The organism is Mesorhizobium sp. P160187 (assembly GCF_057766425.1).
On record NZ_JBYMDX010000005.1, the window covers coordinates 681,373 to 707,336 of the forward strand.

30 protein-coding genes and 1 pseudogene are annotated in these 25,964 nt (G+C 64.0%); 18 read left to right on the plus strand and 13 right to left on the minus strand.

Annotation, left to right across the window (positions count from 1 at the left end; genetic code table 11):
* Positions 1-61 precede the first annotated feature (61 nt).
* Positions 62-430, minus strand: coding sequence for a DUF5330 domain-containing protein (locus AC3CCE_RS27935; RefSeq protein WP_023684546.1), 369 nt, complete (start codon positions 428-430; stop codon positions 62-64).
* Between the two features lie 532 nt (positions 431-962).
* Here AC3CCE_RS27935 and AC3CCE_RS27940 point away from each other — a divergent pair.
* The 3 genes from AC3CCE_RS27940 (at position 963) to AC3CCE_RS27950 (ending at position 3,895) form a co-directional block, all read left to right on the plus strand.
* Positions 963-2,708 (plus strand): PAS domain-containing sensor histidine kinase, encoded by a 1,746-nt coding sequence (locus AC3CCE_RS27940; protein WP_488377246.1) that lies wholly within the window; start codon positions 963-965, stop codon positions 2,706-2,708.
* On the plus strand, positions 2,683-3,471 hold the full coding sequence (locus AC3CCE_RS27945; RefSeq protein ID WP_023705444.1) for a peptidoglycan-binding domain-containing protein: 789 nt from the start codon (positions 2,683-2,685) through the stop codon (positions 3,469-3,471). The genes AC3CCE_RS27940 and AC3CCE_RS27945 overlap by 26 nt, the downstream gene beginning before the upstream one ends.
* Positions 3,472-3,547: 76 nt before the next feature.
* Positions 3,548-3,895: a DUF1491 family protein gene (locus AC3CCE_RS27950; RefSeq protein WP_023698568.1), complete on the plus strand. Its 348-nt coding sequence runs from the start codon at positions 3,548-3,550 to the stop codon at positions 3,893-3,895.
* Here the strand turns inward: AC3CCE_RS27950 and AC3CCE_RS27955 are convergent.
* The 4 genes from AC3CCE_RS27955 to AC3CCE_RS27970 all read right to left on the minus strand — a co-directional run bounded on the left by AC3CCE_RS27955 (position 3,882) and on the right by AC3CCE_RS27970 (position 8,646).
* Entirely contained in the window at positions 3,882-4,892 is a 1,011-nt protein-coding gene (locus tag AC3CCE_RS27955) for a hypothetical protein (protein ID WP_488377231.1), read from the minus strand. The genes AC3CCE_RS27950 and AC3CCE_RS27955 overlap by 14 nt on opposite strands.
* A gap of 395 nt (positions 4,893-5,287) precedes the next feature.
* Positions 5,288-5,836 (minus strand): DUF1254 domain-containing protein, encoded by a 549-nt coding sequence (locus tag AC3CCE_RS27960; RefSeq protein WP_023732034.1) that lies wholly within the window; start codon positions 5,834-5,836, stop codon positions 5,288-5,290.
* Positions 5,829-6,413 (minus strand): DUF1214 domain-containing protein, encoded by a 585-nt coding sequence (locus tag AC3CCE_RS27965; RefSeq protein ID WP_023670163.1) that lies wholly within the window; start codon positions 6,411-6,413, stop codon positions 5,829-5,831. The genes AC3CCE_RS27960 and AC3CCE_RS27965 overlap by 8 nt, the downstream gene beginning before the upstream one ends.
* A gap of 73 nt (positions 6,414-6,486) precedes the next feature.
* Positions 6,487-8,646 carry a transglycosylase domain-containing protein gene (locus AC3CCE_RS27970; protein ID WP_488377232.1) on the minus strand — a complete coding sequence of 720 codons (2,160 nt, stop codon included), beginning with the start codon at positions 8,644-8,646 and terminating at the stop codon, positions 6,487-6,489.
* 127 nt (positions 8,647-8,773) lie between these two features.
* On the opposite strand from AC3CCE_RS27970, the gene AC3CCE_RS27975 reads away from it, so the two are divergent.
* Both AC3CCE_RS27975 and AC3CCE_RS27980 read left to right on the plus strand, forming a co-directional pair.
* Positions 8,774-9,073, plus strand: coding sequence for a glycine cleavage T C-terminal barrel domain-containing protein (locus AC3CCE_RS27975; RefSeq protein ID WP_352625966.1), 300 nt, complete (start codon positions 8,774-8,776; stop codon positions 9,071-9,073).
* On the plus strand, positions 9,063-10,616 hold the full coding sequence (locus tag AC3CCE_RS27980; RefSeq protein ID WP_352625967.1) for a trimethylamine methyltransferase family protein: 1,554 nt from the start codon (positions 9,063-9,065) through the stop codon (positions 10,614-10,616). Before AC3CCE_RS27975 ends, AC3CCE_RS27980 begins: the two co-directional genes overlap by 11 nt.
* A gap of 12 nt (positions 10,617-10,628) precedes the next feature.
* Here AC3CCE_RS27980 and AC3CCE_RS27985 read toward each other — a convergent pair whose 3' ends face one another.
* The 3 genes and pseudogenes from AC3CCE_RS27985 to AC3CCE_RS27995 form a co-directional block, all read right to left on the minus strand.
* Entirely contained in the window at positions 10,629-10,793 is a 165-nt protein-coding gene (locus tag AC3CCE_RS27985; protein ID WP_023698576.1) for a hypothetical protein, read from the minus strand.
* A 136-nt stretch (positions 10,794-10,929) separates the two neighbouring features.
* Positions 10,930-12,559 (minus strand): annotated as a pseudogene (gene groL / locus AC3CCE_RS27990) (chaperonin GroEL).
* A gap of 64 nt (positions 12,560-12,623) precedes the next feature.
* Positions 12,624-12,986 (minus strand): co-chaperone GroES, encoded by a 363-nt coding sequence (locus AC3CCE_RS27995; RefSeq protein ID WP_023698577.1) that lies wholly within the window; start codon positions 12,984-12,986, stop codon positions 12,624-12,626.
* A 246-nt stretch (positions 12,987-13,232) separates the two neighbouring features.
* On the opposite strand from AC3CCE_RS27995, the gene AC3CCE_RS28000 reads away from it, so the two are divergent.
* Together AC3CCE_RS28000 and AC3CCE_RS28005 are read left to right on the plus strand one after the other, a co-directional pair.
* Positions 13,233-13,496 carry a hypothetical protein gene (locus AC3CCE_RS28000; RefSeq protein WP_023670169.1) on the plus strand — a complete coding sequence of 88 codons (264 nt, stop codon included), beginning with the start codon at positions 13,233-13,235 and terminating at the stop codon, positions 13,494-13,496.
* Positions 13,493-13,759, plus strand: a complete 267-nt coding sequence (locus AC3CCE_RS28005) for a DUF1488 family protein (RefSeq protein WP_023670170.1) — start codon at positions 13,493-13,495, stop codon at positions 13,757-13,759. The genes AC3CCE_RS28000 and AC3CCE_RS28005 overlap by 4 nt, the downstream gene beginning before the upstream one ends.
* A gap of 42 nt (positions 13,760-13,801) precedes the next feature.
* Here AC3CCE_RS28005 and AC3CCE_RS28010 read toward each other — a convergent pair whose 3' ends face one another.
* Together AC3CCE_RS28010 and AC3CCE_RS28015 are read right to left on the minus strand one after the other, a co-directional pair.
* Positions 13,802-13,969, minus strand: coding sequence for a hypothetical protein (locus tag AC3CCE_RS28010; RefSeq protein ID WP_245261983.1), 168 nt, complete (start codon positions 13,967-13,969; stop codon positions 13,802-13,804).
* A gap of 31 nt (positions 13,970-14,000) precedes the next feature.
* The gene (locus tag AC3CCE_RS28015) at positions 14,001-14,210 is read right to left on the minus strand and encodes a hypothetical protein (RefSeq protein WP_023670172.1); all 210 of its coding nucleotides are present in this window, start codon (positions 14,208-14,210) and stop codon (positions 14,001-14,003) included.
* A gap of 217 nt (positions 14,211-14,427) precedes the next feature.
* On the opposite strand from AC3CCE_RS28015, the gene AC3CCE_RS28020 reads away from it, so the two are divergent.
* Positions 14,428-14,844: a DUF3168 domain-containing protein gene (locus tag AC3CCE_RS28020; RefSeq protein WP_352625968.1), complete on the plus strand. Its 417-nt coding sequence runs from the start codon at positions 14,428-14,430 to the stop codon at positions 14,842-14,844.
* Here the strand turns inward: AC3CCE_RS28020 and AC3CCE_RS28025 are convergent.
* On the minus strand, positions 14,841-15,227 hold the full coding sequence (locus tag AC3CCE_RS28025) for an ester cyclase (protein WP_352625969.1): 387 nt from the start codon (positions 15,225-15,227) through the stop codon (positions 14,841-14,843). The two genes, AC3CCE_RS28020 and AC3CCE_RS28025, sit on opposite strands and share 4 nt — an antisense overlap.
* A 281-nt stretch (positions 15,228-15,508) precedes the next feature.
* On the opposite strand from AC3CCE_RS28025, the gene AC3CCE_RS28030 reads away from it, so the two are divergent.
* From AC3CCE_RS28030 to AC3CCE_RS28065, 8 genes are all read left to right on the plus strand, one after another.
* A complete protein-coding gene (locus tag AC3CCE_RS28030; RefSeq protein ID WP_023670174.1) occupies positions 15,509-15,769 on the plus strand; it encodes a hypothetical protein in 261 nt (86 codons plus the stop codon).
* A gap of 80 nt (positions 15,770-15,849) precedes the next feature.
* On the plus strand, positions 15,850-16,515 hold the full coding sequence (locus AC3CCE_RS28035; protein ID WP_023670175.1) for a response regulator transcription factor: 666 nt from the start codon (positions 15,850-15,852) through the stop codon (positions 16,513-16,515).
* Positions 16,499-17,917: an ATP-binding protein gene (locus tag AC3CCE_RS28040; RefSeq protein ID WP_352625970.1), complete on the plus strand. Its 1,419-nt coding sequence runs from the start codon at positions 16,499-16,501 to the stop codon at positions 17,915-17,917. The genes AC3CCE_RS28035 and AC3CCE_RS28040 overlap by 17 nt, the downstream gene beginning before the upstream one ends.
* 174 nt (positions 17,918-18,091) lie before the next feature.
* Positions 18,092-18,535 carry an RT0821/Lpp0805 family surface protein gene (locus AC3CCE_RS28045; protein WP_023687241.1) on the plus strand — a complete coding sequence of 148 codons (444 nt, stop codon included), beginning with the start codon at positions 18,092-18,094 and terminating at the stop codon, positions 18,533-18,535.
* Between the two features lie 85 nt (positions 18,536-18,620).
* Positions 18,621-19,775, plus strand: coding sequence for a c-type cytochrome biogenesis protein CcmI (gene ccmI / locus AC3CCE_RS28050; protein ID WP_023754802.1), 1,155 nt, complete (start codon positions 18,621-18,623; stop codon positions 19,773-19,775).
* Positions 19,776-19,778: 3 nt separating this feature from the next.
* Positions 19,779-20,222, plus strand: coding sequence for a cytochrome c maturation protein CcmE (ccmE, locus tag AC3CCE_RS28055; protein WP_023705431.1), 444 nt, complete (start codon positions 19,779-19,781; stop codon positions 20,220-20,222).
* Positions 20,222-22,213 carry a heme lyase CcmF/NrfE family subunit gene (locus AC3CCE_RS28060; protein ID WP_023684529.1) on the plus strand — a complete coding sequence of 664 codons (1,992 nt, stop codon included), beginning with the start codon at positions 20,222-20,224 and terminating at the stop codon, positions 22,211-22,213. Before ccmE ends, AC3CCE_RS28060 begins: the two co-directional genes overlap by 1 nt.
* Positions 22,210-22,674, plus strand: coding sequence for a cytochrome c-type biogenesis protein (locus tag AC3CCE_RS28065; RefSeq protein WP_023670181.1), 465 nt, complete (start codon positions 22,210-22,212; stop codon positions 22,672-22,674). Before AC3CCE_RS28060 ends, AC3CCE_RS28065 begins: the two co-directional genes overlap by 4 nt.
* Here AC3CCE_RS28065 and AC3CCE_RS28070 read toward each other — a convergent pair.
* On the minus strand, positions 22,671-22,979 hold the full coding sequence (locus AC3CCE_RS28070) for a type II toxin-antitoxin system RelE/ParE family toxin (RefSeq protein ID WP_023670182.1): 309 nt from the start codon (positions 22,977-22,979) through the stop codon (positions 22,671-22,673). The genes AC3CCE_RS28065 and AC3CCE_RS28070 overlap by 4 nt on opposite strands.
* Positions 22,976-23,245, minus strand: coding sequence for a CopG family ribbon-helix-helix protein (locus AC3CCE_RS28075; RefSeq protein ID WP_023684527.1), 270 nt, complete (start codon positions 23,243-23,245; stop codon positions 22,976-22,978). The genes AC3CCE_RS28070 and AC3CCE_RS28075 overlap by 4 nt, the downstream gene beginning before the upstream one ends.
* 191 nt (positions 23,246-23,436) lie before the next feature.
* Between AC3CCE_RS28075 and AC3CCE_RS28080 the strand changes: the two genes are divergently transcribed.
* Positions 23,437-24,990 (plus strand): Do family serine endopeptidase, encoded by a 1,554-nt coding sequence (locus AC3CCE_RS28080; RefSeq protein WP_023702184.1) that lies wholly within the window; start codon positions 23,437-23,439, stop codon positions 24,988-24,990.
* Between the two features lie 254 nt (positions 24,991-25,244).
* Positions 25,245-25,919 (plus strand): response regulator transcription factor, encoded by a 675-nt coding sequence (locus AC3CCE_RS28085; RefSeq protein ID WP_023670185.1) that lies wholly within the window; start codon positions 25,245-25,247, stop codon positions 25,917-25,919.
* The last annotated feature ends 45 nt before the right edge of the window (positions 25,920-25,964 follow it).

A 25,964-nucleotide genomic window follows, 5' to 3' on the forward strand; every position in this document is an offset into this window, starting at 1 on the left:
CGCAGGCATCGAGAGGTCCGACCGGCCTGCGGCGTCGCTGTAGATACAGCTGAAACGGTGTTTAGTTCTTCGCCACCAGCTTGGCAGGTATGTTGACTGTCGCCGGCAGCACGATGTCCTTGGCGACGCTGCCGGTGGCCAGCGATGTATCGGGCGAGGTCTCGGCGCTCTTGTCGTCCAGCATGGCGGCGGCGATCTTGGCGGTTTCCTTGGCCCGGGCGCTGATCGTATGCATCGCCGACTTGCCGGTTTCGCAGACGTCCGGCTTACGCTCGCAAATGCCGGCGATGTCGCCGACCGCTTCGCGCGCCGCAAAAAGCGCCTGGAACGGCCCGACGCTCTCGCGGCCATCCTCGTCGGGGCCGACGGTCAGCGGCAGCGCCAGCAACACCAGCGAAAACCAGAACGCCATTCTTATCAAAAAGCCCATCGATCTGCCCTCTCGTCCAATGACCGGATCATGCGTCCATGCGCAATGACCTCTTTATATCAGCCACAATGGCACATGAGGCGCAAAGGACGGCTTTCCTGCTCAGCGAAAATTTTCCTCAAATTTTAGGCAAATTCGAAGCGAGGCGTTTTGCAGTGCATTAGCCTCAAATGCCGACAATTTTCTTAACCTTGCAGTAACCATCTAAGCGATTGTTGCGCATGGATATCTTCAGAAGAGCAGGCATGCCGGCTCAGGGTTTCGCAGCCACGGGCACGCCCTTTGCACATAACGCTCCGTTTACTATGGCCACAAATGGCGGTGCATTCCGGTGCCGGCGCTCCAATTTTTGCCGCAGCGCGCTCGTTGTTCCGGTCAGCCTTATTCATTCCTTAAACGCTGGATGCGAGTTTCAAACAAGCAAAAGCGACCTGCAAAGCAGGGGCAGTCACGACCGGGTGCGAGTGCGTTGAGTTTGACAACTGCCAGATATATTGAACTGCCTGGCGCGCTGGCGGCCGGTTGCGAACGCATGGTCCATCCGGCCATCATCGGCCAGGGCGATCGCCTGCGCCAGCGCCGGTTCATCGGCATCATGCTTGCCGCTCCGTTCTTCGCCGCCGGTGCGGCGGTGACACTGGTCACCTCGGGCATGGGCGCCGCCGTCACCGTCGCAACCATTTTCGCCGCCTTCGGTCTTTGCTGGTTCGCCGCCTTGCTGGTGGCGGCGTCGGGTAAGATGACGCTGGCAGCCCAGGTTGCCCTTGCCGCCGGCGGTCTTGCCCTTGCCGGCGCCGTCGCGGCAGCAGGCGGCCTGGCGTCGCCGGTTGCGCTGCTGGCCCTGGCACTGCCATTCGAGGCCTGGTGGATCGGCGGTTCAAAGCGCGCGGCACTTTGGGGCGGCCTCTCGGCCTTGGCCGCAATGCTGCTGCAGCCCTTTGTCGCCTCTGTCGTCCCGCTCGGCGGGGCGCAAGTCGCGGCGTGGCACTGGCTGCTGCCGCTCGCCTGGGGCCTGACGCTGTTTCCCCGGCTCGCAGCCCTAGGCGATGCCGCACGCGCGCAGCCCGCGCTGCTTCCAAACGACCGCCTTGAAGACATGATCGACGCCGTTGTCCTGCATGTCGCCCGGCATGGCGAGGTCCTGGATGCCTCAGCCAAGGCGCGCACCATCCTGAAGCTGCCCCCGGAACTGCTTTTCGGCGCCGGGCTGTTCGACCGCATCCACCTGTCCGATCGCGTCGCTTATCTCAGCGCGCTTGCCGACATGCGCGATGGCGCCCTGGCGCGCCGGCTCGATCTTCGGGTAAGGCTGCCGCAGGACGGCAGCGCCTCGACGGCCGACAATTACCGGCCATTTCAGCTCGAACTGATGCGTGCCGAAGAGCAGCAGGAGACCTTCACTCTGCTGCTGCGCGAGAACGACGAGACTGCCGAATTGCGCGACGAGCTTGCTGCCGCCAATGAGGCCGCAGCGTCGGCCGAGGTGGCAAAGGGCCGCTTCCTGGCGGTCGTCAGCCATGAGCTTCGGACGCCGCTCAACGCCATCATCGGTTTTTCCGACATGCTGCTGCATGAGATGTTCGGCGGCTTCAAGGACCCGCGCCAGAAGGAGTATGTCGGCCTGGTGAAGGAGTCGGGCCAGCATCTGCTTGCCGTCGTCACCTCCATCCTTGATGTCTCGAGGATCGAGGCCGGCGCCTACGCGACCGAGCCCGAACCGTTCCAATTCATCGAAGCGGTCGAGATGTGCCAGTCGATGATGCAGCTGCAGGCGAATGCCAAGAACATCGGTCTCCAGGCGCAGATTGCGCCGGACGCCGGGGAGATCAATGCCGACCGTCGTGCCGTGCAGCAGATCCTGATCAACCTCGTCTCCAATGCGGTCAAGTTCACGCCCGATGGCGGCAATGTCGTCGTCGGCGCCAAGCGGATCGGCTCGCGGCTGCATTTCTGGGTCAGGGACACCGGCATCGGCATCGCCGAGGAAGATTTTGTCAATCTCGGCAAGCCGTTCATGCAGATCCAGAACGACTATACGCGCCGCTTCGAGGGCACCGGGCTCGGCCTGTCGCTGGTCAAGGGCCTGGTGGCGCTGCACGACGGCACGATGTCGATCGAAAGCATGCCGGGCGAGGGGACGACGGTCACGATCAGCCTGCCGGTGAACGGGCCGAAGAGGAGCGCGACCGACAGGAACGGCGTGCTGCCGATGCCCGCGACCAGGACGAAAGGCGACGCGAAAGGGGACAGGAATGGCTCGCTCCGCAAAACAGCCTAAGGCGGTCAAGCGCCGCAGCGGCGCGTTCGAGGCCGGCGCGATTGCGCTCGGCGGCGCGATCTCGCGCAATCCGGTCCTGGTCGGCGGGTCGACCGCCTTCCTGGTGACGCTGTTCTACGTTTCCGCCAACGCGCTGTGGTACCAGCCGTTTCCGCATGCCGGCGCCTTCTTCGCCACCCGCAGCATCGAGGGTTTTCCGCACCCCGGCGCGGACGAACCCGAAACCACCATCAACATCCTGCGGCCCGGCCCGGCACCGGTCAAAAGCGACCCGACCGTCGAGCAGGTCCAGGGCATCCTGAAGGATCTCGATTTCTACACGGGAACGGTCGACGGCATTTCCGGGCCGAATACCCAAAAGGCGATCCAGGCCTACCAGCAGAAGGTTGGCCTGCCGGCGTCCGGCGAGATCGATGCTGTGCTGCTCGACCAGCTCGGCGCCAAGCAGACCACGGCTGGCATCCCGCATCCTGTGCCGAGGCCCGTGGATATGGCCGCTGCTCCCGTCGCCGCGCCCGAGGCCGCGCCTGCGCCCATCCCGGTTTCAGCGTCGGTATCCGCCCAGGCGCCCGATGCCCGCATCGTCAAGATCCAGGCCGGCCTGAAGGCATTCGGCAATGACGACATGCAGCTCGACGGCGTCGTCGGCGCCCGCACCAAGGCGGCGATCAAGGAATTCCAGTCGCTGTTCGGCCTGCCGGAAACGGGCGAGCCCGACGAGGTCGTCTACGTCAAGATGCGCGAGATCGGCCTGACCAATTGAGTGGTGGTCAAGACGACCGCTCGCGGATAGCCGAAAATCCGGCTAAGACGCCGCGCATGTCCTCCGGAGCTTCGTCATGCGCGTAACCACCGAGTTTTGGGTGTCGGCCCTGCTGCGCCGTGTTTTCGGCGCCGGCGGCTTTGCGGCCGTCGTCAAGCGCGGCGCGACCGAGGCCGGCGCTGTCTTCGTGCTCTCCCGCGGCAGGCTGGGCGACGTCTCCCTGTTCGGCCCGGCGCCGCAGACGAGCTACGATTCGGACAAACCGGATGATCGCTTTTTCACGCTGCTCGGCGCCGGCGACGATGCCGCCGCGCTTGACGCCAGGCTTGAGCGGGAGAAAAAATTCGATCCCGACATCTGGGTGGTCGAGATCGAGGCCGGAACGGTTTCCGTCGAGGAGCTTCTCTCCGTCAAGACGCCTTGAGGCTGGCCCCTAGGCTGGCTTTGTCGACGTCCGGCGCTTGGTCGCCATTCGCGGCGACAGGGGTGTTGCCGCGCACCGCTCGCGACAATGTTTCGGCCTTCCAGCCGCGCACCTTGTCGAGCGCCGCCTCGTGGTGCAGCAGCCGGTAGCGGTCGAGGAAGATGCGGATCGCCTGCGGGTGCGGAAACTCCCGGGGGTAAACCGCGACCACGATCAGGAATGCCCTGTCCTCACTGAGGTCGAGCGCCCGCAGCGCGGCGAGCAGCGAGACATAGCTCGAATGCTCGGTCAGCGACCGCGCCGTCGAGAAGTCGATGTCGAGCGCGTCGGCAAGCGCGGTCTGAAAGAAGGCGGCGTTGCCGGTCAGCGCCGTCTCGCGCAGCTTGCTGTAAGTTGCTGAGCCGGCGAAGGGATTGACCGATGTCGCCTCGCCCTCGGCGAGCATCATCGAGCGCAGGCGGCGCCTGGCGGTTTCGGCGGCGCTGCCGGGCAGTTTTGGTGCGCTGGGAGCGGCGGCAGTGGCTTCGGCACCGTTGCCCGCCACGTCGGCGATCGGCTCGGGCTGCCGCACGCGCACCAAGGTCGGCTTTTCCAGCGCCTTGATCAACTGCGCGATGGTCGGGTTCAAATCCTTGCGGCGGGCAATGGCGCGCGCATGCGGCAGGCCGTGGCGGCCGATCAACGCGATCAGGTCGATGTCGCCCAGCGCCCGCGAACGGACCAGCAAGGGGGCGCAGACATCGACCGGCTCCTCGCAAAGCCGCCGCACCAGGGCGGCCGGCGCATATTCGCATTCGGACAGGGCGGCGGCGACATAGCGGCGCAATTCGACCGGCACGCTGTCGAACAGCGGCAGCGTCAGATCCTCGAGCTGGGCGATCTCGCGGCGCGACGGGCGGGTCAGCGAGCAGAACGCCGACACGGCGGCGCGAAACAGCCTTTCGGCTTTTCCCGATTCCGTCCGTATGGCGATTTGCCTGAAATCCGAAGCTGACACGGAAGATACGCCCGACACTCGACACAACCCGGACCTGCTCAACCGCAACTGTGTCGGTTTCGCGTGAGGCCTGGAACAAACATCAAATTAGCCGCGATCCGTTAGCGCTCCGTTAACCCTCTGCCGGCCTTAATCACATTTGGAGGCGTTGCGTTGTGCTCCGGGGCAACCGAGAGGAATACGCGAACCATGGGCATGGTACTGTCTTTCGTGCCGCGATCGGCACCAGTCAATCGAGCAGTTCAGGACACCGGTACGCCGGCGGCGGTGATCATTTTTCCCGGCGTCCGCTACGAGCATCCGCCATTGGCGGGCCAGGCGCGACCGGCGGACAAGCCGGGCACACCACGGACGCCTGTTCCGCACCACTGAGTTTGCTGGTCGTCGGGCTGAGGTCAGTAGTCCTGCAGTTCGCAGGAGCTCTGGTCCAGGAACTGCGACACAACCGGCTTCCAGCTGTCGTCAGGCACGAAGGCGCGGATGACGAAGATGCCTTCCTCGATCGGCGCCTCGACGAAGATCGCCCCTTGCAGGTCTTCGGGAAGCTCCCTGCGCACGTCGATCATCTGTGCCGGCGTCAGCACCACGGTGTCCAGCTTGTTGCCGGTCGCCGTGCGGTCGTTGAATGAATAGAAATTGTGGCCGTTGCGGTCATAGACCGACACCGACCAGAACGGCACGCTGCCCGGCGCCTTGATCCGCACCATGCCTTCGGCAAGGTCGAAGCGGCAGGCGGCGGCGTAAAACAGCGGATCCACCGACTTCACCACCGGCGCGCCGCCCGCCTCGGCATCCAGCCTGGTCATCTTGTAGAGGTCGGACGCCATCGCCAGCCGTGACCAGGCATCGCGCTCGGTAAATTCCGGCACCAGCAAAAGCACCACGATGTGGACGATGCCGGCGCCGAGCAGGCCGAGCAGGATGGCGTGCAGCAACCTACGCATTGCAGCCAGCCTTGACGATCCGGGGCAGCGACACGTCGGAAAGGCCGGTGCTTGAGGCAATCGGCGTGTCGTAGAAGGTGAGCACGAAATACATCCGGCCAAAACCTTCGGTCAGAAGCCAGTTGCCGGGGGCCGGACGGTTGCCGACGGCGATGATCACCGAATTGTCGGGCTGACGCAGCACCTGGTAGGATTGCAGCGCCGCCAGCCTCGGTTTGCCGGTGTCGACCACGCCGAGCGATTGATCCGCGGCATAGAGCGTCCAGAACCGGGCGGTCGGGAAACTGCCTTCGATCCTGTAGTCGCATTGCCGCTGAAGCTCATCGCCGGCCGCATCGCGTTCGGCGATGAAGGACAAGCCTTCCGCCTTGCCGAGCGCCAGCACGCCCTCGCGCGCCACGCGCGCCTTCGAATAGGGGTCGGCATCTTGCGTGCCGATCTCGGGGAAGGCGGTCCATTGGCCGATGCTGATCGCGCCGACGCCGCTCTGCGCCTGCAGCGCATACCAGACGCTGCCGCCGCCGAGGCCGATGGCTATGGCAAGCGAAAGCAGCGTGAAAAAGGCGGTCTTGAGCATGAAGAACCGGGACGAGAGAATTATCGTTCGGGGATATAGCGGGGCAGGCCACAGAGCAAGCAGCGCTGTGGAATCAAAGCGCCGACAGGGTCTCCGGTGTCTGCGGCGAGCCGAGCACGGGCGCTGTCTGGAACACCTTGGTCATCTCGCGCAGCGTCTGTGTCGTGCGGCTGGACAGCACCGCCGGGCGCTCGGCCGCGGCATCCGCTGCTGCCTGATCGGCATTTTTCTTCTCCGCTTCCTCGGCCTTGGCCGCGATCTCTTCGTCGACGAAGGGTTTGTCTAGGCCGGGGATCGGCTTCAGGTCGATATTCTGGTGCGCGTAGACCATCAGCCGCTGCCACACCATCGCCGGCAGCGTGCCGCCGGTCATGTTGCGGGTCGGGGTGAAGTCGTCATTGCCGAGCCAGACGGCAGCCGTGTAATTGCCGGTGAAGCCGACGAACCAGGCGTCGCGGTAGGATTGCGTCGTCCCCGTCTTGCCGGCGACGACGATGTTGGGCAGTTGCGCGCGCCGCGCGGTGCCGATCGCCGGCACCGCAGCCAGCATGGTGTTCATGTATTTCAGAGCCTGTTCCGACAGAACCCGATGCGGCGCCGGCGCATCCTTGGCAAAGTCGTAGACGACATCGCCGGTGCGGGTGACGAGCTGGGTGATGCCGTGCCGCGAGCCGGCGAAGCCGTTCTGCGCGAACACGCTGTAGCCCGTCGCCTGGTCCATGACCGTCATGCCCGATGTGCCGAGCACCATGGTCTTGTGCGACTCCAGCGGCAATTCCACGCCGAATGATTCGGCCATCGCCTTGATCGGGCCGATGCCGAGATAGTCCTTGGCCAGCCGTACCGGCACGGTGTTGATCGATTTGGCGATCGCCGTGATCAGCGTCACGTTGCCGGCCGAGCCACCATTGTAATTGTGCGGTGACCAGCCGCCCCAGCTGATCGGCCCGCCTGAGACGACGGAGTCCGGGGTGAACCCGTGCTCCATGGCGGTGGCGTAGACGTAAGGTTTGAACGAGGAGCCGGTCTGGCGCAGCGCCTTGGTGGCGCGGTTGAACTGGCTTGCGCCATAGTCGCGGCCGCCGACAATGGCGCGCACCGCGCCATTGGTCTCGATCACCACAACGGCGCCCTCGGTGACGTTGTATTCCTTGCCGAACTGGCGGAGATGGAATTCGACGGATTCCTCCGCCGCTTTCTGGATGTTGGCGTCGAAAGTGGTGTGGGCGACCAGCGAATGCTGGCCGGGCTTGGCGATCTTCTTGACCTCATCGAAGGCCCAGTCGAGGTAATAGTCCGGGCTCTTCTGCTCGCCGCGGTCGACGATCTCGGCTGGATGCAGCCTTGCCTGCAGCACCTGGCCTTCGGTCATGAAACCGGAATCGACGAGGTTCGACAGCACCACATTGGCGCGAGCACGGGCGGCGGGCAGGTTGATGTGCGGGGCGTATTTGGTCGGCGCCTTGAACAGGCCGGCCAGCATCGCCGCCTCGGCGAGGTTCAGATCCTTGACGCTCTTGCCGAAATAGAAATCCGCCGCCGCCTCGATGCCGAACGTGCCGCCGCCCATATAGGCGCGGTCGAGATAAAGCTGCAGGATCTCCTTCTTCGACAGATTGGCCTCCAGCCACAGCGACAGGAAGGCTTCCTTGATCTTGCGTTGGAAGGTCCGCTCATTCGACAGGAACAGGTTCTTGGCCAGCTGCTGGGTGATGCTGGAGCCGCCCTGGACGACGGAATTGGCCCGCACATTCTCGAAGATGGCGCGCGACAGGCCTAGCACGTCGATGCCGTAGTGCTCGAAGAAGCGCCGGTCCTCGGTCGCCAGCACTGCTTTGATGACATGGTCCGGCATCTCGTCGACAGGCACGGAATCGCGCTGGATGATGCCGCGCTGGCCAATCTCGTTGCCGTAGCGGTCGAGGAAGGTGACGGCGAAATCGCCCTGACTGCGCCAGTCGCCAGTGGTGATCTGGAAGGCCGGCATCGCGAGTGCGAGCAGCACGACGACGCCGCCGGCGCCCATCGTAAAACCTTCGCTCAGCACCTCGATGATGCCGCGTCGCCAGCCGGTGACTCGGAAGCGCCGCGAAAAAATGGTTGCCGATTCCCAGAACTGGCCGGCCTTGAAGCCGATTTCGTAGAGCGAGGAATCGATCCACGCGTCCACCGCCAGCAGTGCGGCGGCGATCGGACCTCTTCGTCTTGGACGTCGTTCTAAAGGACTGGCCATTCCCGAAACTCACCCAACCCACCTGAGAACCGCAAGCGGGCAATTTCAGGGCGGGCATACCCGGCGAAGACTATTCTTCCATTTCAGCCCGGCTCACAAGGGCAGCCAGGCCACACCGCACGGTTTGTTGAGCGCCGCCCGCATCGTGACGCTGGAGTTCTGCTCCGTCGATGCCGACGCCAGTGGCTTCGAGCCAGTCTGGCACAAGGGCCGGCGGGTCGGATTCGTCACCTCAAGCGGCTATGGCTACACAATAGGCAAAAGCGTCGCGCTGGCGTTGCTGGACGACGAATTCGCCGGGGAGGGGACCGCGCTTTGGGTGCACATTGTCGGCGGCGTCGAGCGGCCGGCGCGAATTATTCCGGCTCGCCATACGGCCCGAGGGCAAGGCGATGCGGCAATGAGGAGTTTTGGCCATGGTCGATGACGTCATAAGGGAGACCAGGCGCGAGCGCCGGCGCGGGCACACCGGCGAGGCCGGCAGCGGGTCAAGCCGCCACCCGAACTATCGCTCGCTCAAAAACCCGTTCCTGCCGCAGCCGGTGTTTTCGGACGACCAGGTCGCGGCCATCCACGGCACGGCGTTGCGCGTGCTGGAAGAGCTCGGCATCAAGGTGCTGCCGCCGGAGGCACGGGCGATCTACGCCAAAGCCGGTGCGCTGGTCGATGAGGACAGCCAGATGGTGCGCATCGGCCGCGATGTCGTCACCGCCGCACTGGCCTCGGCGCCGAAATCCATCCGGGCGCTGGCGGGCAACCGTAGCCGCGATCTCATGCTGGAGCTCGGCTCGATGACGTTCCTCGCCGGAGCCGGGGCGCCCAACGTCACCGATCTCGAACGCGGACGGCGTCCGGGCACGCTCGCCGCTTTCGAAGAACTGACCAAGCTTGTTCAGAATTTCGACGTGCTGCATATGCTCGGCCCCTGGATCGAGCCTCAGGATGTCGACAACCGTTTGCGCCACTATGCCGTCAACCGTGCGCAGCTGACCCTGTCGGACAAGTTTCCCTTCGTCTTCGCCCGTGGCACGCCGCAGGTCGAGGACGGGTTCGAGATGATCCGGTTGGCGCGCGGCCTCTCGCAGGACGAGTTCCTGGCCGGCGTCCATTGCTATACCGTCATCAACACCAATTCGCCGCGCCAGCTCGATATCCCGATGGCGCAAGGCATCATCGACTTCGCCAAGGCCGGCCAGGTGTCCATCATCACGCCCTTCTGCCTGGCCGGCGCCATGGCGCCGATCACCGTCGCCGGCGCATTGACGCTGCAGCATGCCGAGGCGCTGGCTGGTCTCGCGCTGGCGCAGATGGTGCGGCCGGGCGCACCGGTGGTTTACGGATCCTTCTCCTCCAATGTGGACATGAAGTCCGGCGCACCGGCCTTCGGCACGCCCGAGCACGTCAAGGCGACGCTGGGCGCCGGTCAGTTGGCCCGCTTCACCGGCCTGCCTTGGCGGTCCGGCGGCGGCAGTGCGGCCAACATTTCCGATGTGCAGGCGGCGCACGAGACGCAGTTCGCGCTGTGGGGCTCGGTGCTTGCCGGCGCCACCGTCTGCATCCATGCCGCGGGCTGGCTGGAGGGTGGCCTCAGCGTCTCCTACGAGAAGCTGATCACCGATATCGAGGCATTGCAGACGGTTGCCGAACTCTGTGCTACGACCCCCGGCGACAAGGATTCGATCGGCTTCGAGGCGATCGCCGAAGTCCAGCCGGGCGGGCATTTCTTCTCCGCCGGCCACACCATGACGCGCTACCGCACCGCCTTCTACGAGCCGCTGGTCGCCGACTGGTCGAATTTCGGCAGCTGGACGCAGTCCGGTTCGAAGTCGGCCACCGAGCGCGCCACCGGCATCTGGAAGCGGACGCTGGCCGACTTCCAGCCGCCGGCGTCGGCCGTTGCCACATCCGATGTGCTCGACGAGTTCATTGCCCGCCGCACCGAAGAGGGCGGAGCGTTGCCGATGTCGTGAGGTTGGCAGCCGTCACATCGGCCGCTTGTCGCCGGTCTTCGACGGCTCGCGGCCAATCGGCCCGGCATCGGCCTGCGTGTGCTTGTCGGCGGCGATCCGGCGGATGCGATCGAAGCGGCTCTCCTCCGCCGGCTTGGTCGCGGATACAGCGTTTGGCTTCGGGGCAAATGTGATCATCTGTCGATCTCCCTGTCGTTGCTGACTGGTCTTGACTGACTGACGGAAATTCCTGGCTCGCCGGGGAAATGTCCCCGGCAGCCTGTTCTGATTTATGCCCGCCCAGATTCCCAGGCGGGCAATTTTCGGGCGATGGTCAGTAGCCGCCCATGCCGCCACCGCCGCCCGCAGGCGCCGCATCCTTGGCCGGAACGTCGGTGATCATCGCTTCGGCGGTGATCAGAAGCGCTGCAATCGAGCCGGCATCCTGCAGTGCGGTGCGCACCACTTTCGCCGGATCGACGATGCCCGCCTTGATCATGTCGACATAGACCTCGTTCTGGGCATCAAAGCCCTGATTGTGGTCCTTGCTGTCGGACAGCCTGCCGACGACGATCGAGCCTTCGACACCGGAATTCTCGGCGATCTGGCGGATCGGCGCTTCGAGTGCCCTGAGCACGATCGAAATGCCTGCCGTCACATCGTCATTGGCGCCAGTCAGCCCGGCCAGCGCCGATCTGGCGCGCAGAAGCGCCACGCCACCGCCGGGCACGATGCCTTCTTCCACCGCCGCGCGCGTCGCATTCAGCGCGTCGTCGATGCGGTCCTTCTTTTCCTTCACTTCAGAACTCGGTGACGCCGCCGACGCGGATCACGGCGACGCCGCCGGCGAGCTTGGCCAGCCGCTCCTGCAGCTTCTCCTTATCGTAATCGGACGTGGTCTCCTCGATCTGGCCCTTGATCTGCGCGATGCGCGCCTGGATGGTCGCCTTGGTGCCGGCGCCGTCGATGATCGTGGTGGTGTCCTTCTCGATCAGTACGCGCTTGGCGCGGCCAAGCATCTCGATGGTGACGTTTTCGAGCTTGATGCCGAGATCCTCGGAAATCATCTGGCCCGATGTCAGCACGGCGATGTCTTCCAGCATCGCCTTGCGGCGATCGCCGAAGCCCGGCGCCTTGACGGCCGCGACCTTGAGGCCGCCGCGCAGCTTGTTGACGACCAGCGTCGCCAGTGCTTCGCCTTCGACGTCTTCCGAGATGATCAGCAACGGCCTGCCGCTCTGCACCACTGCTTCGAGGATCGGCAGCATCGCCTGCAGATTGCCGAGCTTCTTCTCGTGGATGAGCACGTAAGGCTCTTCCAGTTCGACGCGCATCTTGTCGGCATTAGTGACGAAATAGGGTGAGAGATAGCCGCGGTCGAACTGCATGCCTTCGACGACGTCGAGTTCGGTGTCGGCGGTCTTGGCCTCCTCGACGGTGATGACGCCGTCATTGCCGACCTTGTCCATCGCCTTGGCGATCATGGCGCCGACGCTGGCATCGCCATTGGCGGCGATGGTGCCGACCTGCGCGATCTCGGCCGACGACTTGACCTTCTTGGCCTTCGCCTTGATGTCCTTGACCACGGCGGCGACAGCCTGGTCGATGCCACGCTTGAGGTCCATCGGGTTCATGCCCGCGGCAACCAGCTTGGCGCCTTCGCGCAGGATCGATGCGGCCAGCACCGTGGCGGTGGTGGTGCCGTCACCGGCGAGGTCGTTGGTCTTCGAAGCCACTTCGCGCACCATCTGCGCGCCCATGTTCTCGAACTTGTCAGCAAGCTCGATTTCCTTGGCCACCGTCACACCGTCCTTGGTGATGCGCGGCGCGCCATAGGCCTTGTCGATGATGACGTTGCGGCCCTTGGGGCCGAGCGTGACCTTCACCGCATTGGTGAGGATCTCGACGCCGCGCAGCATGCGGTCGCGCGCGTCGGTGGCGAATTTGATTTCCTTGGCAGACATTTTTTTCAATCCCGTTGGTGTGGTGAAGCAAGCGGCTCGCCGGAGCCTGGCAAAGCCAGGCCGGTCAGGCAGCCTTCTTGGCTTTGACGCTCTTCTCGGTGACGACCGTCCCGCTCTTGCCGATAGCGGCCGTCTCGCTCTTGTCGATGACGCCCATAATGTCGGCTTCCTTCATGATCAGCAGGTCCTCGCCGTCGATCTTGACCTCGGTGCCCGACCATTTGCCGAACAGGATGAAGTCGCCGGCCTTGACGTCGAGCGGAACAAGCGCGCCGTTTTCGTCGCGTGCGCCCGGCCCAACGGCGATGACTTCGCCTTCCTGCGGCTTTTCCTTGGCATTGTCGGGAATGATGATGCCGCCCTTGGATTTGACATCGCCTTCGGCGCGCCGGATGACGACGCGGTCGTGGAGTGGCCGAAACTTCATGAGAACTTCTTTCTGGGGCCGGCATAGGCGACCGCGCCGTTCTTATAGGCGTGTTGGCACTCGATAGATAGGAGTGCCAAAAATTATTCGTGGCCAAAATTAAATATTAAAAAGTATTATGATGTCTGCCGGGTTCGAAACGTCGCGAGGCGCCTAGATATTTCGAAAAATTGAATTTCGAGGCCAGAGCGACTATTTATATCGTAAGTTCGATTTCACAATTTCAGGCACGAGGAGATTTATGCGATGGCCGAAGGCAATCAGAGCATCATGGAAAAAGCTGAAGCCCGCTTCATGGACAAGCAGAAGAAGACGGCCGAGCGCAACAAGGCAACCTCCGACTACATGTCCGAAGCGAGGGCCAGGGAGATCAAGACGGCAAGGCTCAGGGAATTGCGCCTGGCCAAGGAAGAGGCCGACCGCGTCGCGGAAGCCTTGAACCCGACACCGAAGAAGAAGCGGGCTACCGTCAAGAAAGCCGCCGCCGCGCCGAAGGGGGGCACGTCATGAGCCTGACATTCCCCAATCCAAGCCGCTTCTATGACGAGGCCGGCAAGCGCATCCGCTTTGTCGGCCATGACGGCATGTTCCAGATTTCCTTCTCTGTCGCCGCCGATGCCCTCTCGAAGGCGCCATCAGGGACGGCGACCGCGGAAGCCACCTATCTGGCGGCCTTCGACACCGCGTCCAGCTCCATCCATGACATTGCCAGCAAGGCCTACGCCCGCACCCGCAAGAGCATTTATGTGCTCACAGCCGCGGATTTCGGCTAGCGCGCATTCGTCTTGCATCAGAGCGGCTGAGATCAGCGTGCGTCAGGACTTGCGGTCGGCTTTTGCCCGCCGCTTGACGTCCCGGCTGTTCAGGCGGTCGGCCATCGCTTCCGCATCCCGCAAATTCATGGCCACCATTACCTGTTGCTTAAGCTCGACAGGCTGGCCGGTGAAGATGTCGAAGATAGTCCAGCTCTCGGGCTCGTCCATGCGCAACGCGTAGCGGTTTGCCATATCGGCATCAGGCCCTTGACATGAAAAATGCCGCCGCCAGGATCAGGATTGTCCAGGCCACCACCGACAGCTTCAAGGCCAGGCCGCCATGCATTGAAAGTATCTCGCGCATGCGCAGGGCCACGGTTCTCTTCGACAGGGCGGGTGCTGCCGCAATCGCGACCGGGGGCTTGACGCCAAGCTTTCCAAAAGCCGGCAGCAGCGGTGGCGTTCGCATGAAATGACCTCGAATTGCCGGAGAAAACAGGGCTCCTCATAACACCCTTCTTGAAACTCCCCGCATGCCAAATAGAACCCGGTCCGTGAAAGGGCCATGCCGCCCGATTCGCCGCCTTCCATCAGGCGGATCGTCATCTGGCGAAATCCGTGCAACGCGGTTAGGTTGCGCGCGAAACTGAGGTTGTTCAAAGCGTGACAGGCGAACGGAGACGACGATGACGGCGCCCGGCGATTTGCTGCAAGCCTTGTTCATGAGATTGAAGAGCGATGCCTCGCTGACGGCGCTGCTCGGCGGCGCCGGGTTGCGCGAGCAGGCGGCCGACAGTGCCGCCTTCCCTTATGTGACCTATGGCAGGACCAGCGCATTCGATCTGGACACCGGCGCCGACAATGATGACGACCAGCTCATCACGCTGCATGTCTGGTCGAAGGCGCAAGGCGAGGCCGAGACGCGTCTGATTATGGACAGCATCCGGGCGCGCCTTGACGGCGCCGCTTTCGCCACCGGCTCGCGCGACCAGACCCGCCTGTCCTTGGAGTTCGCCGAGGCCCGCTACGACGAGGACCTGGCGCTCTACCACGGGGTGCTGCGGATACGCGCCCTCACCGAGCAAAGTGATGAAGCAACCTAGATTTGCGCCTGGATCTCGGCCTTGTCGATGACTGACCACACCTCGCGGATGCGACCCTCTCCGAATTCGTAGAAAACATTCTCAGCGAACGACACGCGCTTGCCGTTCACCGGCAGGCCGAACAGCACGCCCTTGGGATGACAGTCGAAATGCAGGCGCGCCGCCACGCGCGGTGGCTGGCAGACCAGCAGTTCGATGTTGAAGCGGAGGTCGGGAATCGCCTCGAAATCGCCTTCGAGCATACGGCGATAACCCGACAGGCCGAGCATTTCGTCATTGTGCTGCACCTCGTCGCCGACAAAGTCTCCAAGTTTCGCCCAGTCCTGGGCATTCAGGCAAGCGATATAGCCCCGGTAAAGGTCGGCAAGGTCTTTATCCGTCATGGCGCACTCCGATGATTTGGCGTTTTCCCGCGCTATTTAGGGCGGCCCTTCAGAATGGTCTCGCCTTGACCTGTTCCCAATCTGGCTGCGAATTGAGAACCTTCGCGCAAACACCATAGCCGCGCAGCCGGTTTTCCGGTTATGAATCCATTGCCCGGTCTGAGGGACTGGGCGGTAGGATCGCATTCATTCGTTGCGCGCGCAGGGGGTATTGCGGGGATGGATTTTCACCCGTTCACCGTTCATTTCACGTTCAGCACAGTTGCGTTACAACGCCGACCATGAAAACGCTTCGCTCTCATGTCAGAACCGCGATACTGGCGCTCACAGCGGCCGGCCTGTTGGCGTCGCAAGCGACGCCGGCAGCCGCGGCGGATTGCTACGCGATCGGCCAGCAGGTTGCCGAGCAGAATGGCGGCACGCTGGCCAAGGCTTCGCAGACGACGCGTGGCGGCCAGGAGGTCTGCGTCATCGTCGTGCTTGTGCCGGGCAAGGACGGCCAGCGTCCGCGCCGCTCCGAGATCGTCGTCCCGGCGAACTGATCCAATCTTCCCCTTGCAGGGTCGTTTCCCAGACCACCGGAATCGGCCTATAGCTGACCCATCAACAGGCCTGACCGATCATGCGCGTACTCGTCGTCGAAGATGACAAGGATCTCAACCGGCAACTGGCCGACGCGCTGGTCGATGCCGGCTATGTCGTCGACCGCTCCTATGACGGCGAGGAGGGGCATTTCCTCGGCGACACCGAGCCCTACGATGCCGTCGTGCTCGACATAGGCCTGCCGCAGATGGACGGCATCAGCGTCGTCGAGCGCTGGCGCCGCAACGGCCGCAAGATGCCGGTGCTGATCCTGACAGCGCGCGACCGCTGGAGCGACAAGGTGTCGGGCATCGATGCCGGCGCCGACGACTATGTCACCAAGCCGTTCCACATCGAGGAGGTGCTGGCCAGGGTGAGGGCGCTGATCCGCCGCGCCGCCGGCCATGCCTCGTCCGAGCTCACTTGCGGGCCGCTGCGCCTCGACACCAAGGCCTCCAAGGCCGATGTCAACGGCGTGCCGCTGAAGCTGACCTCGCATGAGTTCCGCCTGCTGGCGTATCTGATGCACCATATGGGCGAGGTGGTGTCGCGCACCGAGCTGGTCGAGCATCTCTACGACCAGGATTTCGACCGCGATTCCAACACCATCGAGGTCTTTGTCGGCCGGCTGCGCAAGAAGATGGGCATCGACATGATCGAAACCGTGCGCGGCATGGGCTATCGCATGCGTGAGCCGGAGGCGTAAGGCGGAACCGCTCCCCATACCAGCAAGGAAGCCTTTTTCGGCGCGGCTCTGGCCGCGCTCGCTGGCCTTCCGCGTCATCGGATTTTCCACGATCTGGGCGATCCTCACCCTGATCGTCATCTTCACTCTGATCACCACGCTCTACCGCCAGGCCAGCGAGCGCGGCTTCGACAGCCTGCTGTCGGCGCATCTGTTCAATCTGATCGGCTCGGTCGGCGTTTCCGAATCCGGCCAGCTCACCGGTGCTCCCGACCTTGGCGACCTGCGCTTCTCGGAGCCGAATTCGGGCTGGTACTGGTCGGTGGAGCCGGCTTCCGAAGGCGTGCACGGCAACCTTCATTCGTCCTCGATGACCACGACGATCCCGTCGCCGACCGTTGCCGAGGTGCCTTTCAATTCCAGTTTCCAGCGCAGCTATTCCACCGACGGCATCGGTGACGAGGAACTGCAAGTGTTCGAAAGCGAATTCGTCCTCGATGCCAAGAACCGCGCCGCGCGCTTCCGCGTAATGGGCAACAAGACCGAGCTCGAGCACGAGATCGCCACCTTCCAGGGCCGCCTGTTGACCTATCTCAGCCTGTTCGGCGTCGGCATGATCGCCATCAATGCGATCGCCATCCTGCTCGGCCTGCAGCCCTTGCGCCGGGTTCGCAACGCGCTTGCCCAGGTGCGCGAAGGCACGGCGCAACGGCTCGACGGCCAGTTTCCCGCCGAGATCGAGCCGCTCGCCAACGAGACCAATGCGCTGATCGAAAACAACAAGCGCATCGTCGAGCGTTCACGCACGCAGGTCGGCAACCTCGCCCATTCGCTGAAGACGCCGCTCGCAGTTTTGATCAACGAGGGCCGGGCGCTCGGCGGCGCCAAGGGCCAGCTCATCGCCGACCAGGCCGCCTCGATGCAGAAGCAGGTCGACCATTATCTGCAGCGGGCTCGGGTCGCCGCGCAGCGCGACAGCGTCGTCTACCGCACGCCGGTGACCCCGCTGGTGCAGCGCATGGTGCGCGTGCTGCAAAAACTCAAGCCTGATGTCAGCCTGTCGCTTACGCTGCCGGCGGCCGACATCGTCTTTGCTGGCGAGCGCGAGGATTTGGAGGAACTGGTCGGCAACCTCCTCGACAATGCGATGAAATGGGCAATGAGCACTGTTGCCGTATCCGTCACGCCGGCCGCAGCCGGCCTGTTCGAGCTATCGATCGAGGATGACGGTCCCGGCATCCCCGAGGACAAGGCCCGCGATGTCTTGAAACGCGGCCGGCGCCTCGACGAGACAAAGCCGGGAACCGGGCTCGGACTTGCCATCGTTGCCGACCTCGTCAACGAGTATGGCGGGGCGCTGGCGCTGGAACGCTCCGCGATGGGCGGGCTGAAGGCGGTTGTGCGCTTGCGGAGCTTGCAATGATGTACTGCCCAGGGCCAATCGACACGGCCGAATGCCTGTGTTATGGCGGCCCCTCGATTGCGCAAAAGCCGTTAAGAACGGCCAAATTTCCGACAAATATCAATAGTATGACGTCCTGACGCCCCCGATGACGCGGCCCCCAGCGCATCCCGTTCAAGAAAACCGGTTGTTGGCATGAAGATTCGCGTTGCGCTCGTTTCCGCACTGCTCGCTCTTTCCGGCTGCGGAACGCTGGGCAAGGGCAGTGGCCCGGATATCTCCATCACCAACCCGCCCGCGTCGCCTCCTTCAGGGGCCAAAGTCGCGACGACGATCATCTCGGCCATGGCCGGCGGGCTCGTCGGCGGATCGATCGGCAGCGGCCTGAACAGCACCGAGAAGCGCAAGGCGCTCGAGGCGGAATACAAGGCGCTCGAATATACGGCGAGCGGCCAGAAGGTGACGTGGAAGAGCGACAGTTCGGCTCATTCCGGCGAAGTCGTCGCGGCCCAGCCCTACCGCGTCGGCTCGCAGGATTGCCGCCAGTACACCCATACGGTGTTTACCGGCACGGCCGGCCAGACCGCGCGGGGCACCGCATGCCGCAACGCCGACGGCAGCTGGACGCCGCTGACCTGAACATTGGGCCGGGGCCGGAATCCCGTCAAAGCGTCGCAGCACCCTCATGTTGTGAGAGCAGGGCTCTCGCTCTATTGGAAGAACCATGCTGTTCTGGGTCATAGCCGCACTCCTCACGCTGGGCGCAAGCCTGGCGGTGCTGCTGCCGCTGACCAGCGGCGGCAAGGGCGCTCCGACCAGCAGCGACCATGATCTCGAAGTCTATCGCGACCAATTGGCCGAGCTTGAGCGTGACGCCGCGCGCGGCCTGATTCAGCCGGCCGAAGCCGAGGAGGCGCGCACTGAGATCGCCCGCCGCATCCTTCGCCTGGGAGATGTTGGTCAAGCCAATGTCGGTCAAGCCGATGCACCTGGCGCGCGGCAGCCGTCGAGGGCGGCCAGGTTGATGGCAACATCAGCGGTGCTGGTGGTCCCGCTGCTCAGCTGGGGCCTGTACAGCCAGCTCGGCTCGCCGGATCTGCCGTCGCAGCCGCTCGCCGAACGGCTGGCCAAGAATCCGGCCGATAGTTCGGTCGACGAGTTGGTGGCGCGCGCCGAGGCCCATCTTGCCGCCAACCCTGGCGATGGACGCGGCTGGGACGTGCTCGCCCCGATCTATCTGCGCCTGCAGCGCTTTCCCGATGCCGTGACCGCCTATCGCAATGCCATCCGCCTCGATGGCGACACGGCCGCCCGCGAGGCCGGCCTCGGCGAAGCGATTGCCAATGCGGCCGGCGGCATCGTTTCGGCCGATGCGCAATCCGCTTTCGAACAGGCGCTAAAACTCGACCCGGCAAACGCGAAAGCCTCGTTCTATTTGGCGATGGCGCTGGCCCAGGAAGGCCGCATACCCGAGGCAACCGCGGCGTGGCAGAAAATGCTCGATTCCCTGCCGCAGGATTCACCATGGCGCGGAGCTGTCCAACAGGCGTTAGCCGAGGCTGCCAACCGCAGCGTCGCCTCAGGAGAGCCGGCGAAAGGCCCCGATGCCGCGGCCGTCGACGCCGCCTCGTCGATGGCGCCGCAGGACAGGCAGGCCATGATCGAAACCATGGTCGCCGGCCTCGACGAAAAATTGCGGCAAAAACCGCGCGACACGGAAGGATGGATGCGGCTCATTCGTTCCTATGTTGTGCTGGGCAAGGCCGACCAGGCGCGCGACGCGCTGCATCGCGGTATCGCCGTGTTTGGCGCCGACAGTGAGGAAGCGAAGAAATTCACCGCCTTTGCCGCCTCGCTCGGCCTGACGGCGACGGAGTAGGACATGACGCGCAAGCAGAAGCGATTGTCGGTGATTGTCGGAGGTCTTGCCTTCCTCGGCGCCGCCACCGGGCTGACCTTCTATGCGTTGGGCCAGAAGGCCTCCTATTTCTATATGCCCGCCGATCTGACCACCGCCAGCTTGCAGCCGGGACAGCGCATCAGGCTCGGCGGCCTCGTCGAAAAGGGCACAGTCGTGCGCGGGCAGGGCGCGACGGTTGCGTTCTCGGTCACCGACGCGCACAAATCGGTCAAGGTCAGCTATACCGGCATCCTGCCCGATCTGTTCCGCGAGGAGCAGGGCGTCATCACCGAAGGCAGCTTTGGCGCCGACGGCGTTTTCGTCGCCGACAGCGTGCTGGCCAAGCATGACGAGCGCTACATGCCCAAGGAAGTCGCTGACGGGCTGAAGGCCAAGGGCGTGTGGCAAGAGAGCAAGAGCCAGTAATGGTTGAGACCGGACACTTCGCGCTCGTCCTCGCCTTTGTGCTGTCGCTGGTGCAGACGCTGGTGCCGCTGATCGGCGCCCGTACCGGCAACCAGAGGCTGATGGCTGTCGGCGGTCCCGTCACGGTCACAGGCTTCGCGCTCACGGCGCTATCGTTCGCAGCACTCGCCGGCGCCTATGCAAGTTCCGATTTCTCGGTGGCGAGCGTGTGGGAAAACTCGCATTCGCTGCAGCCGCTGATCTACAAGATCACCGGAACCTGGGGCAATCACGAAGGCTCGATGCTGCTCTGGGTGCTGATCCTGACCTTCTTCGGTGCGCTGGTCGCTGTCTTCGGCTCCAACCTTCCGGCGACGCTGCGCGCCAATGTGCTGGCCGTGCAGGGGGCGATCGGCGCCACCTTCTTCCTGTTCATCCTGGCGACATCCAATCCGTTCACCCGGCTCAATCCGGCGCCGATCGAGGGCCGCGATCTCAACCCGGTCCTGCAGGATCTTGGCCTCGCCATCCATCCGCCGCTGCTCTATCTCGGCTATGTCGGGTTCTCTATCTGCTTTTCCTTCTCGGTCGCCGCCCTCATCGAAGGCCGCATCGATGCCTCCTGGGCGCGCTGGGTGCGGCCGTGGACGCTGGTCGCCTGGATGTTCCTCACCGGCGGCATCGCGATGGGCTCCTACTGGGCCTACTACGAGCTCGGCTGGGGCGGCTTCTGGTTCTGGGATCCGGTCGAAAACGCCTCCTTTATGCCGTGGCTGGCCGGCACGGCTCTTCTGCATTCGGCGATCGTCATGGAGAAGCGTTCGGCGCTCAAGATCTGGACGCTGCTGCTTGCCATCCTCACCTTCTCGCTGTCGCTGCTCGGCACCTTCCTGGTGCGCTCCGGCGTGCTGACCTCGGTGCATGCTTTCGCCACCGATCCGACCCGCGGCATCTTCATCCTGTGCATTTTGACGCTGTTCATCGGCGGCTCGCTGGCCCTGTTTGCGCTGCGCGCCTCGCGGCTGACGGCCGGCGGCCTGTTCCACCCGATCTCGCGCGAAGGCGCACTCGTCCTCAACAATCTGTTCCTGACCACGGCCACGGCCACCGTGCTGGTCGGCACGCTCTATCCGCTGGCGGTCGAAGCGCTTTCGGCCGGCAAGATCTCAGTCGGCGCCCCCTTCTTCAACCTGACATTCGGCCCGCTGATGGTGCCGCTGCTGGTCGTGGTTCCTTTCGGACCATTGCTCGCCTGGAAGCGCGGTGACCTCTATGCCGTCGCCCAGCGCTTGATGGCGGCTTTCGGCGCCGCTCTCCTGGCGATGCTGGTCACCGGGCTGTTCATCGACGGCGCGTCGGTGTTCGCCGCCCTTGGTGTCGGCCTCGCCTGCTGGCTGGTCTGCGGCGCGCTCACCGACCTCGCCGTCAAGTCCGGCTTTGGCAATGTGTCGCACGCCATCATGCTGCGCCGTTTCGCCGGCCTGCCGCGTTCGGTGTTCGGCACTGCACTTGCCCATCTCGGCCTCGGGCTGACGACGCTCGGCATTGTCGGCACGCTGTGCTTCGGCACCGAAAGGATACTGTCGATGCATGCCGGCGAGAGCGTCGAACTCTCCGGCCACACGCTGCGTTTCGACGGCCTCTTCCCGGCGCAGGGTCCGAACTACAGCGAGCAGCGCGGCCGCTTTTCCCTGATCGGCGCCGATGGCGGCGTTTCAGCCGAAATCACCTCGGCCAAGCGCTTCTTTCCGGTGCGGCAGACGACGACGACCGAATCCGGCATCGAGACGATCGGCTTCAACCAGCTCTATCTGTCGCTGGGCGATGAAGGCACCGATGGATCCGTCGTGGTGCGCCTGTGGTGGAAGCCGCTGGTGACGCTGATCTGGGGCGGAGCTCTGGTGATGATGGCGGGAGCCGCAATGTCGCTGCTCGACCGTCGCCTGCGGGTTGGCGCACCCTCGCGCCGCCGCAAGCAGGCAGCCTCCATGCCGTCGGCAGGCGCGCCGTGAGCACCAGGTTCTCGTTGGCCTCGCTCACCCTGCTTCTGGCGCTGCTGTTTGCCGGCGCCGCGCAAGCGGTGAAACCGGACGAGGTTCTCACCGATCCGGCGCTCGAGGCGAGGGCGCGGCTCCTGTCGGAAGGCCTGCGCTGCATGGTCTGCCAGAACCAGTCCATCGACGAATCCGATGCAGACCTCGCCCGCGACCTGCGCATCCTGGTGCGCCAGCGCCTGGTTGCCGGCGATACCGACCAGCAGGTGATGGACTATATCGTGTCGCGCTACGGCGAGTTCGTGCTGTTGAAGCCGCGCTTCAGCCCGCGCAACGCCTTGCTTTGGGGCACGCCGGTGCTTCTGCTTCTAGTCGGCGGCATTTTCATTGTGCTGACCACACGCTCCCGCCGCTCGTTGGCAACCAAGGCGCTGAGCGCCGAGGAACAGGCGGCGCTGGACAAGATGCTGAGCGACTAGCTCGGCCATTCCTCCAAAGGCCAGTCCCGCGACGTGTGGATGGCGCGCAGGATAACAATGCTCTGACGGCCGGCGATCAGGCGCAATTCATAGGCAATGATGTAGGGCAGGCGGCCGATGGGCTTCTCATAAGTGCCTGTTACCCGGCCAGGTCGGCCCGTCGCCATATCACCAAGGCCCCGGCCCATTTCACGGATACGGTCCGCGAGGCGTCGGGCGGCGGCAGGATTGTCCTGAGCGATAAAGGCAACTTGCTGCGTGAGATCGTCCAGCGCTTCTCGCGACCAGGTGACGAACCGCTTCACGCCTTGCCTGCGCGCCTGGCTTTCGCTGCTTCGATCACCGCGTCGAGCTCCGCCATGGCGTCGTCGTGGGGCACGACACGGCCAGCCTCTGCGTCGGCCATGCCACGTTTTATGCCTTCGATGATATCCAGCTCGCGATCGACATAGGCTGAGACCGCCTCGGCGGCGAGGAACGATTTACTACGCCTGGTATCGGTAGCGATCTGCTCCAGCTTCAGCTTGGTCTCGGACGAGACTCGAATGGTCATGGTGGTGCTTGCTGTCATTGTGAAAGCCTTGTGCTGAGTTGTGTACAACATAGGGCAGCAGGCGAGCGCAACCAAGCGATTTGTGCGACCGCCCAACATTACAAAACTTTCATGCACCGGAAATGGCGCCGTAATGTGCGCCTCTCTATTTCTCTTGTCCGAGGATGCTCTGCCTGAGCCGCATCCAGTGAAAAGAGGATACGAGACCCATGACTATCGCCCCCAACCCATATTCCCGCACCCGCAAACGCCTGTTGGCCGCCGCCGCTTCGCTGGCCATTGCCGGCGGCATCGGTTTCGGCGCCGTTGCCACTGGTACAGCTCCCGTTCTGGCCGACGCCGTGCGGGTCGAAGCGCCCCAGGTGCCGGGCTTTGCCGATGTCGTCGAGCGCGTTTCGCCGGCCGTGGTCAGCGTCAAGGTCAAGGCCAAGATCGAGCCTGCCGCCGATGACGGCTCCGACCAGTCCGACGATCCGGACGGCATGAACAACCTGCCCGACAATCCGCAGCTGCGCCAGTTCTTCAAGCAATTCCGCGGCTTTGGTGATCAGAACGGCCATGACGGCGGCAATCGTCGCTTCAGCCACCGCGACCATAACAACGACCAGCCGCGTCCGGTGGCGCAGGGTTCTGGCTTCTTCATCTCCGATGACGGCTATCTCGTCACCAACAACCATGTCGTCGAGGAAGGCTCCGCCTTCACAGTGGTGATGAATGACGGCAAGGAGCTTGACGCCAAGCTGATCGGCACCGATCCGCGCACCGATCTGGCGGTGCTCAAGGTCGATGGCGTCGGCAAGTTCACCTATGTCGATTTCGCCGACGATTCCAAGGTTCGCGTCGGCGACTGGGTGGTGGCCGTCGGCAATCCGTTCGGCCTCGGCGGCACCGTCACCGCCGGCATCGTCTCGGCCCGTGGCCGTGATATCGGCGCCGGTCCCTATGATGACTTCATCCAGATAGACGCTTCGGTCAACCGCGGCAATTCGGGCGGCCCGACCTTCAACCTTAACGGCCAGGTCGTCGGCATCAACACCGCGATCTTCTCGCCGTCGGGCGGAAGCGTCGGCATCGCCTTCGACATTCCGGCCTCGACCGCCAAGCAGGTGGTGCAGGATCTGATGAAGAGCGGCTCGGTGCAGCGTGGCTGGCTCGGCGTCGAAATCCAGCCGGTTACATCGGACATCGCCGAATCGCTGGGCCTGAAGTCGCAGAACGGGGCTCTGGTTTCGGGCGCCCAGGACGGTGGCCCCGGCAAGAAGGCCGGCATCACCGCCGGTGACGTGATCACCCAGGTCGAAGGCAAGGACGTCGCATCGCCGAAGGAACTGGCTCGTCTGATCGGCGCCTACCCACCCGGCAAGTCGGTCGACGTCACGGTGTGGCGCGACGGCAAGAGCCAGACCATCAAGGTCGATCTCGGCACGTTGCCATCCACTGACAAGCAGGCCTCGGCCGACCCGCAGCAGCCCGCGGCACCGGCAAAGCCCGCCGCGCTGGCCGATCTCGGCCTCACCGTCACCAAGTCGGAAAACGGCAAGGGCCTGGTGGTGACCGATGTCGATCCCGACAGCGATGCCGCCGACCGCGGCATCCAGCCCGGCGATGTCATCACCTCGGTCAATTCGACGGAGGTGAACGGCACCGACGACGTCGCCAAGGCGATGGCCGATGCGGTCAAGTCCGGCCGCAAGGCGGTGCTGATGCAGATCACCCGCGACGATTCAAACCGCTTCGTCGCGCTGCCAGTCGCCAAAGGCTGACATCACACAGTTTCCAGTGCGGCGGTTTCAACACCCCCGAGCCGCCGCACGGGAAGCAAGGGGCCGAACGCGTTAGTCAGTCATCGTGTTCTGCCCCCGGCGGCAGCGGGCCCCCATCGCCCGCTGCCGCTCTAACATCGAAGCATGTCGCCCAAAAGTGCACGGCGGTTTTTGCAAAACGACATGCTTGAACGAAAGCTTTTGCGCTTATGGCGGCCCCTCAATCTTCCGGCGAAATCGCGTATAACGGCTCTATGAAGATTCTCGTCATAGAAGACGATCGCGAGGCGGCCGACTATATGCAGAAGGCCTTTGCCGAGGCTGGGCACACCGCCCATGTCGCCGGCGACGGCGAAACCGGCTTTGCGCTGGCCGATGCCGGCGACTATGACGTGATGGTCGTCGACCGCATGATGCCACGCCGCGACGGGCTCTCCGTCATTGCCGGCCTGCGCTCGCGCGGCAACACCACGCCGGTGCTGATCCTGTCGGCGCTGGGCGAAGTCGATGACCGCGTCACCGGTCTGCGCGCCGGCGGGGACGACTATCTGACCAAGCCCTATGCCTTTTCCGAATTGCTCGCCCGCGTCGAGGTGCTGAACCGCCGCGCCAGCGCCAGGGAGGCCGAAACCGTCTACCGGGTCGGCGATCTCGAGCTTGACCGGCTGTCCCATTCGGTCAAGCGCGCGGCGCGCGAGATCACGCTACAGCCGCGCGAATTCCGCCTGCTCGAATATCTGATGCGCCATGCCGGCCAGGTGGTGACGCGCACCATGCTGCTCGAAAATGTCTGGGACTATCATTTCGATCCGCAGACCAACGTGATCGACGTTCACGTCTCGCGCCTGCGTGGCAAGATCGAGAAGGGTTTCGACAAGCCGATCCTGCATACGGTTCGCGGCGCCGGCTATATGCTGAAGAGCGGCTAGAGCATGATCCCAAAAAGTAGGTACCGGTTTTTGGAGAAGATCATG

What these genes read in the sequence shown, in the direction of transcription:
- AC3CCE_RS27945 (WP_023705444.1), top strand. Translation starts at nt 2,683, where the DNA reads ATGGCTCGCTCCGCAAAACAGCCTAAGGCGGTCAAGCGCCGCAGCGGC.
- AC3CCE_RS28000 (WP_023670169.1), top strand. Translation starts at nt 13,233, where the DNA reads ATGGCCGAAGGCAATCAGAGCATCATGGAAAAAGCTGAAGCCCGCTTC.
- ccmI (WP_023754802.1), top strand. Translation starts at nt 18,621, where the DNA reads ATGCTGTTCTGGGTCATAGCCGCACTCCTCACGCTGGGCGCAAGCCTG.
- ccmE (WP_023705431.1), top strand. Translation starts at nt 19,779, where the DNA reads ATGACGCGCAAGCAGAAGCGATTGTCGGTGATTGTCGGAGGTCTTGCC.
- AC3CCE_RS28020 (WP_352625968.1), top strand. Translation starts at nt 14,428, where the DNA reads ATGACGGCGCCCGGCGATTTGCTGCAAGCCTTGTTCATGAGATTGAAG.
- AC3CCE_RS27950 (WP_023698568.1), top strand. Translation starts at nt 3,548, where the DNA reads ATGCGCGTAACCACCGAGTTTTGGGTGTCGGCCCTGCTGCGCCGTGTT.
- AC3CCE_RS27995 (WP_023698577.1), bottom strand. Translation starts at nt 12,986, where the DNA reads ATGAAGTTTCGGCCACTCCACGACCGCGTCGTCATCCGGCGCGCCGAA.
- AC3CCE_RS28035 (WP_023670175.1), top strand. Translation starts at nt 15,850, where the DNA reads ATGCGCGTACTCGTCGTCGAAGATGACAAGGATCTCAACCGGCAACTG.
- AC3CCE_RS28075 (WP_023684527.1), bottom strand. Translation starts at nt 23,245, where the DNA reads ATGACAGCAAGCACCACCATGACCATTCGAGTCTCGTCCGAGACCAAG.
- AC3CCE_RS27935 (WP_023684546.1), bottom strand. Translation starts at nt 430, where the DNA reads ATGGGCTTTTTGATAAGAATGGCGTTCTGGTTTTCGCTGGTGTTGCTG.
- AC3CCE_RS28030 (WP_023670174.1), top strand. Translation starts at nt 15,509, where the DNA reads ATGAAAACGCTTCGCTCTCATGTCAGAACCGCGATACTGGCGCTCACA.
- AC3CCE_RS27940 (WP_488377246.1), top strand. Translation starts at nt 963, where the DNA reads ATGGTCCATCCGGCCATCATCGGCCAGGGCGATCGCCTGCGCCAGCGC.
- AC3CCE_RS28025 (WP_352625969.1), bottom strand. Translation starts at nt 15,227, where the DNA reads ATGACGGATAAAGACCTTGCCGACCTTTACCGGGGCTATATCGCTTGC.
- AC3CCE_RS27985 (WP_023698576.1), bottom strand. Translation starts at nt 10,793, where the DNA reads ATGATCACATTTGCCCCGAAGCCAAACGCTGTATCCGCGACCAAGCCG.
- AC3CCE_RS28045 (WP_023687241.1), top strand. Translation starts at nt 18,092, where the DNA reads ATGAAGATTCGCGTTGCGCTCGTTTCCGCACTGCTCGCTCTTTCCGGC.
- AC3CCE_RS28080 (WP_023702184.1), top strand. Translation starts at nt 23,437, where the DNA reads ATGACTATCGCCCCCAACCCATATTCCCGCACCCGCAAACGCCTGTTG.
- AC3CCE_RS27965 (WP_023670163.1), bottom strand. Translation starts at nt 6,413, where the DNA reads ATGCTCAAGACCGCCTTTTTCACGCTGCTTTCGCTTGCCATAGCCATC.
- AC3CCE_RS27960 (WP_023732034.1), bottom strand. Translation starts at nt 5,836, where the DNA reads ATGCGTAGGTTGCTGCACGCCATCCTGCTCGGCCTGCTCGGCGCCGGC.
- AC3CCE_RS28005 (WP_023670170.1), top strand. Translation starts at nt 13,493, where the DNA reads ATGAGCCTGACATTCCCCAATCCAAGCCGCTTCTATGACGAGGCCGGC.
- AC3CCE_RS27980 (WP_352625967.1), top strand. Translation starts at nt 9,063, where the DNA reads ATGGTCGATGACGTCATAAGGGAGACCAGGCGCGAGCGCCGGCGCGGG.
- AC3CCE_RS28085 (WP_023670185.1), top strand. Translation starts at nt 25,245, where the DNA reads ATGAAGATTCTCGTCATAGAAGACGATCGCGAGGCGGCCGACTATATG.
- AC3CCE_RS28010 (WP_245261983.1), bottom strand. Translation starts at nt 13,969, where the DNA reads ATGGACGAGCCCGAGAGCTGGACTATCTTCGACATCTTCACCGGCCAG.
- AC3CCE_RS28060 (WP_023684529.1), top strand. Translation starts at nt 20,222, where the DNA reads ATGGTTGAGACCGGACACTTCGCGCTCGTCCTCGCCTTTGTGCTGTCG.
- AC3CCE_RS28015 (WP_023670172.1), bottom strand. Translation starts at nt 14,210, where the DNA reads ATGCGAACGCCACCGCTGCTGCCGGCTTTTGGAAAGCTTGGCGTCAAG.
- AC3CCE_RS27970 (WP_488377232.1), bottom strand. Translation starts at nt 8,646, where the DNA reads ATGGCCAGTCCTTTAGAACGACGTCCAAGACGAAGAGGTCCGATCGCC.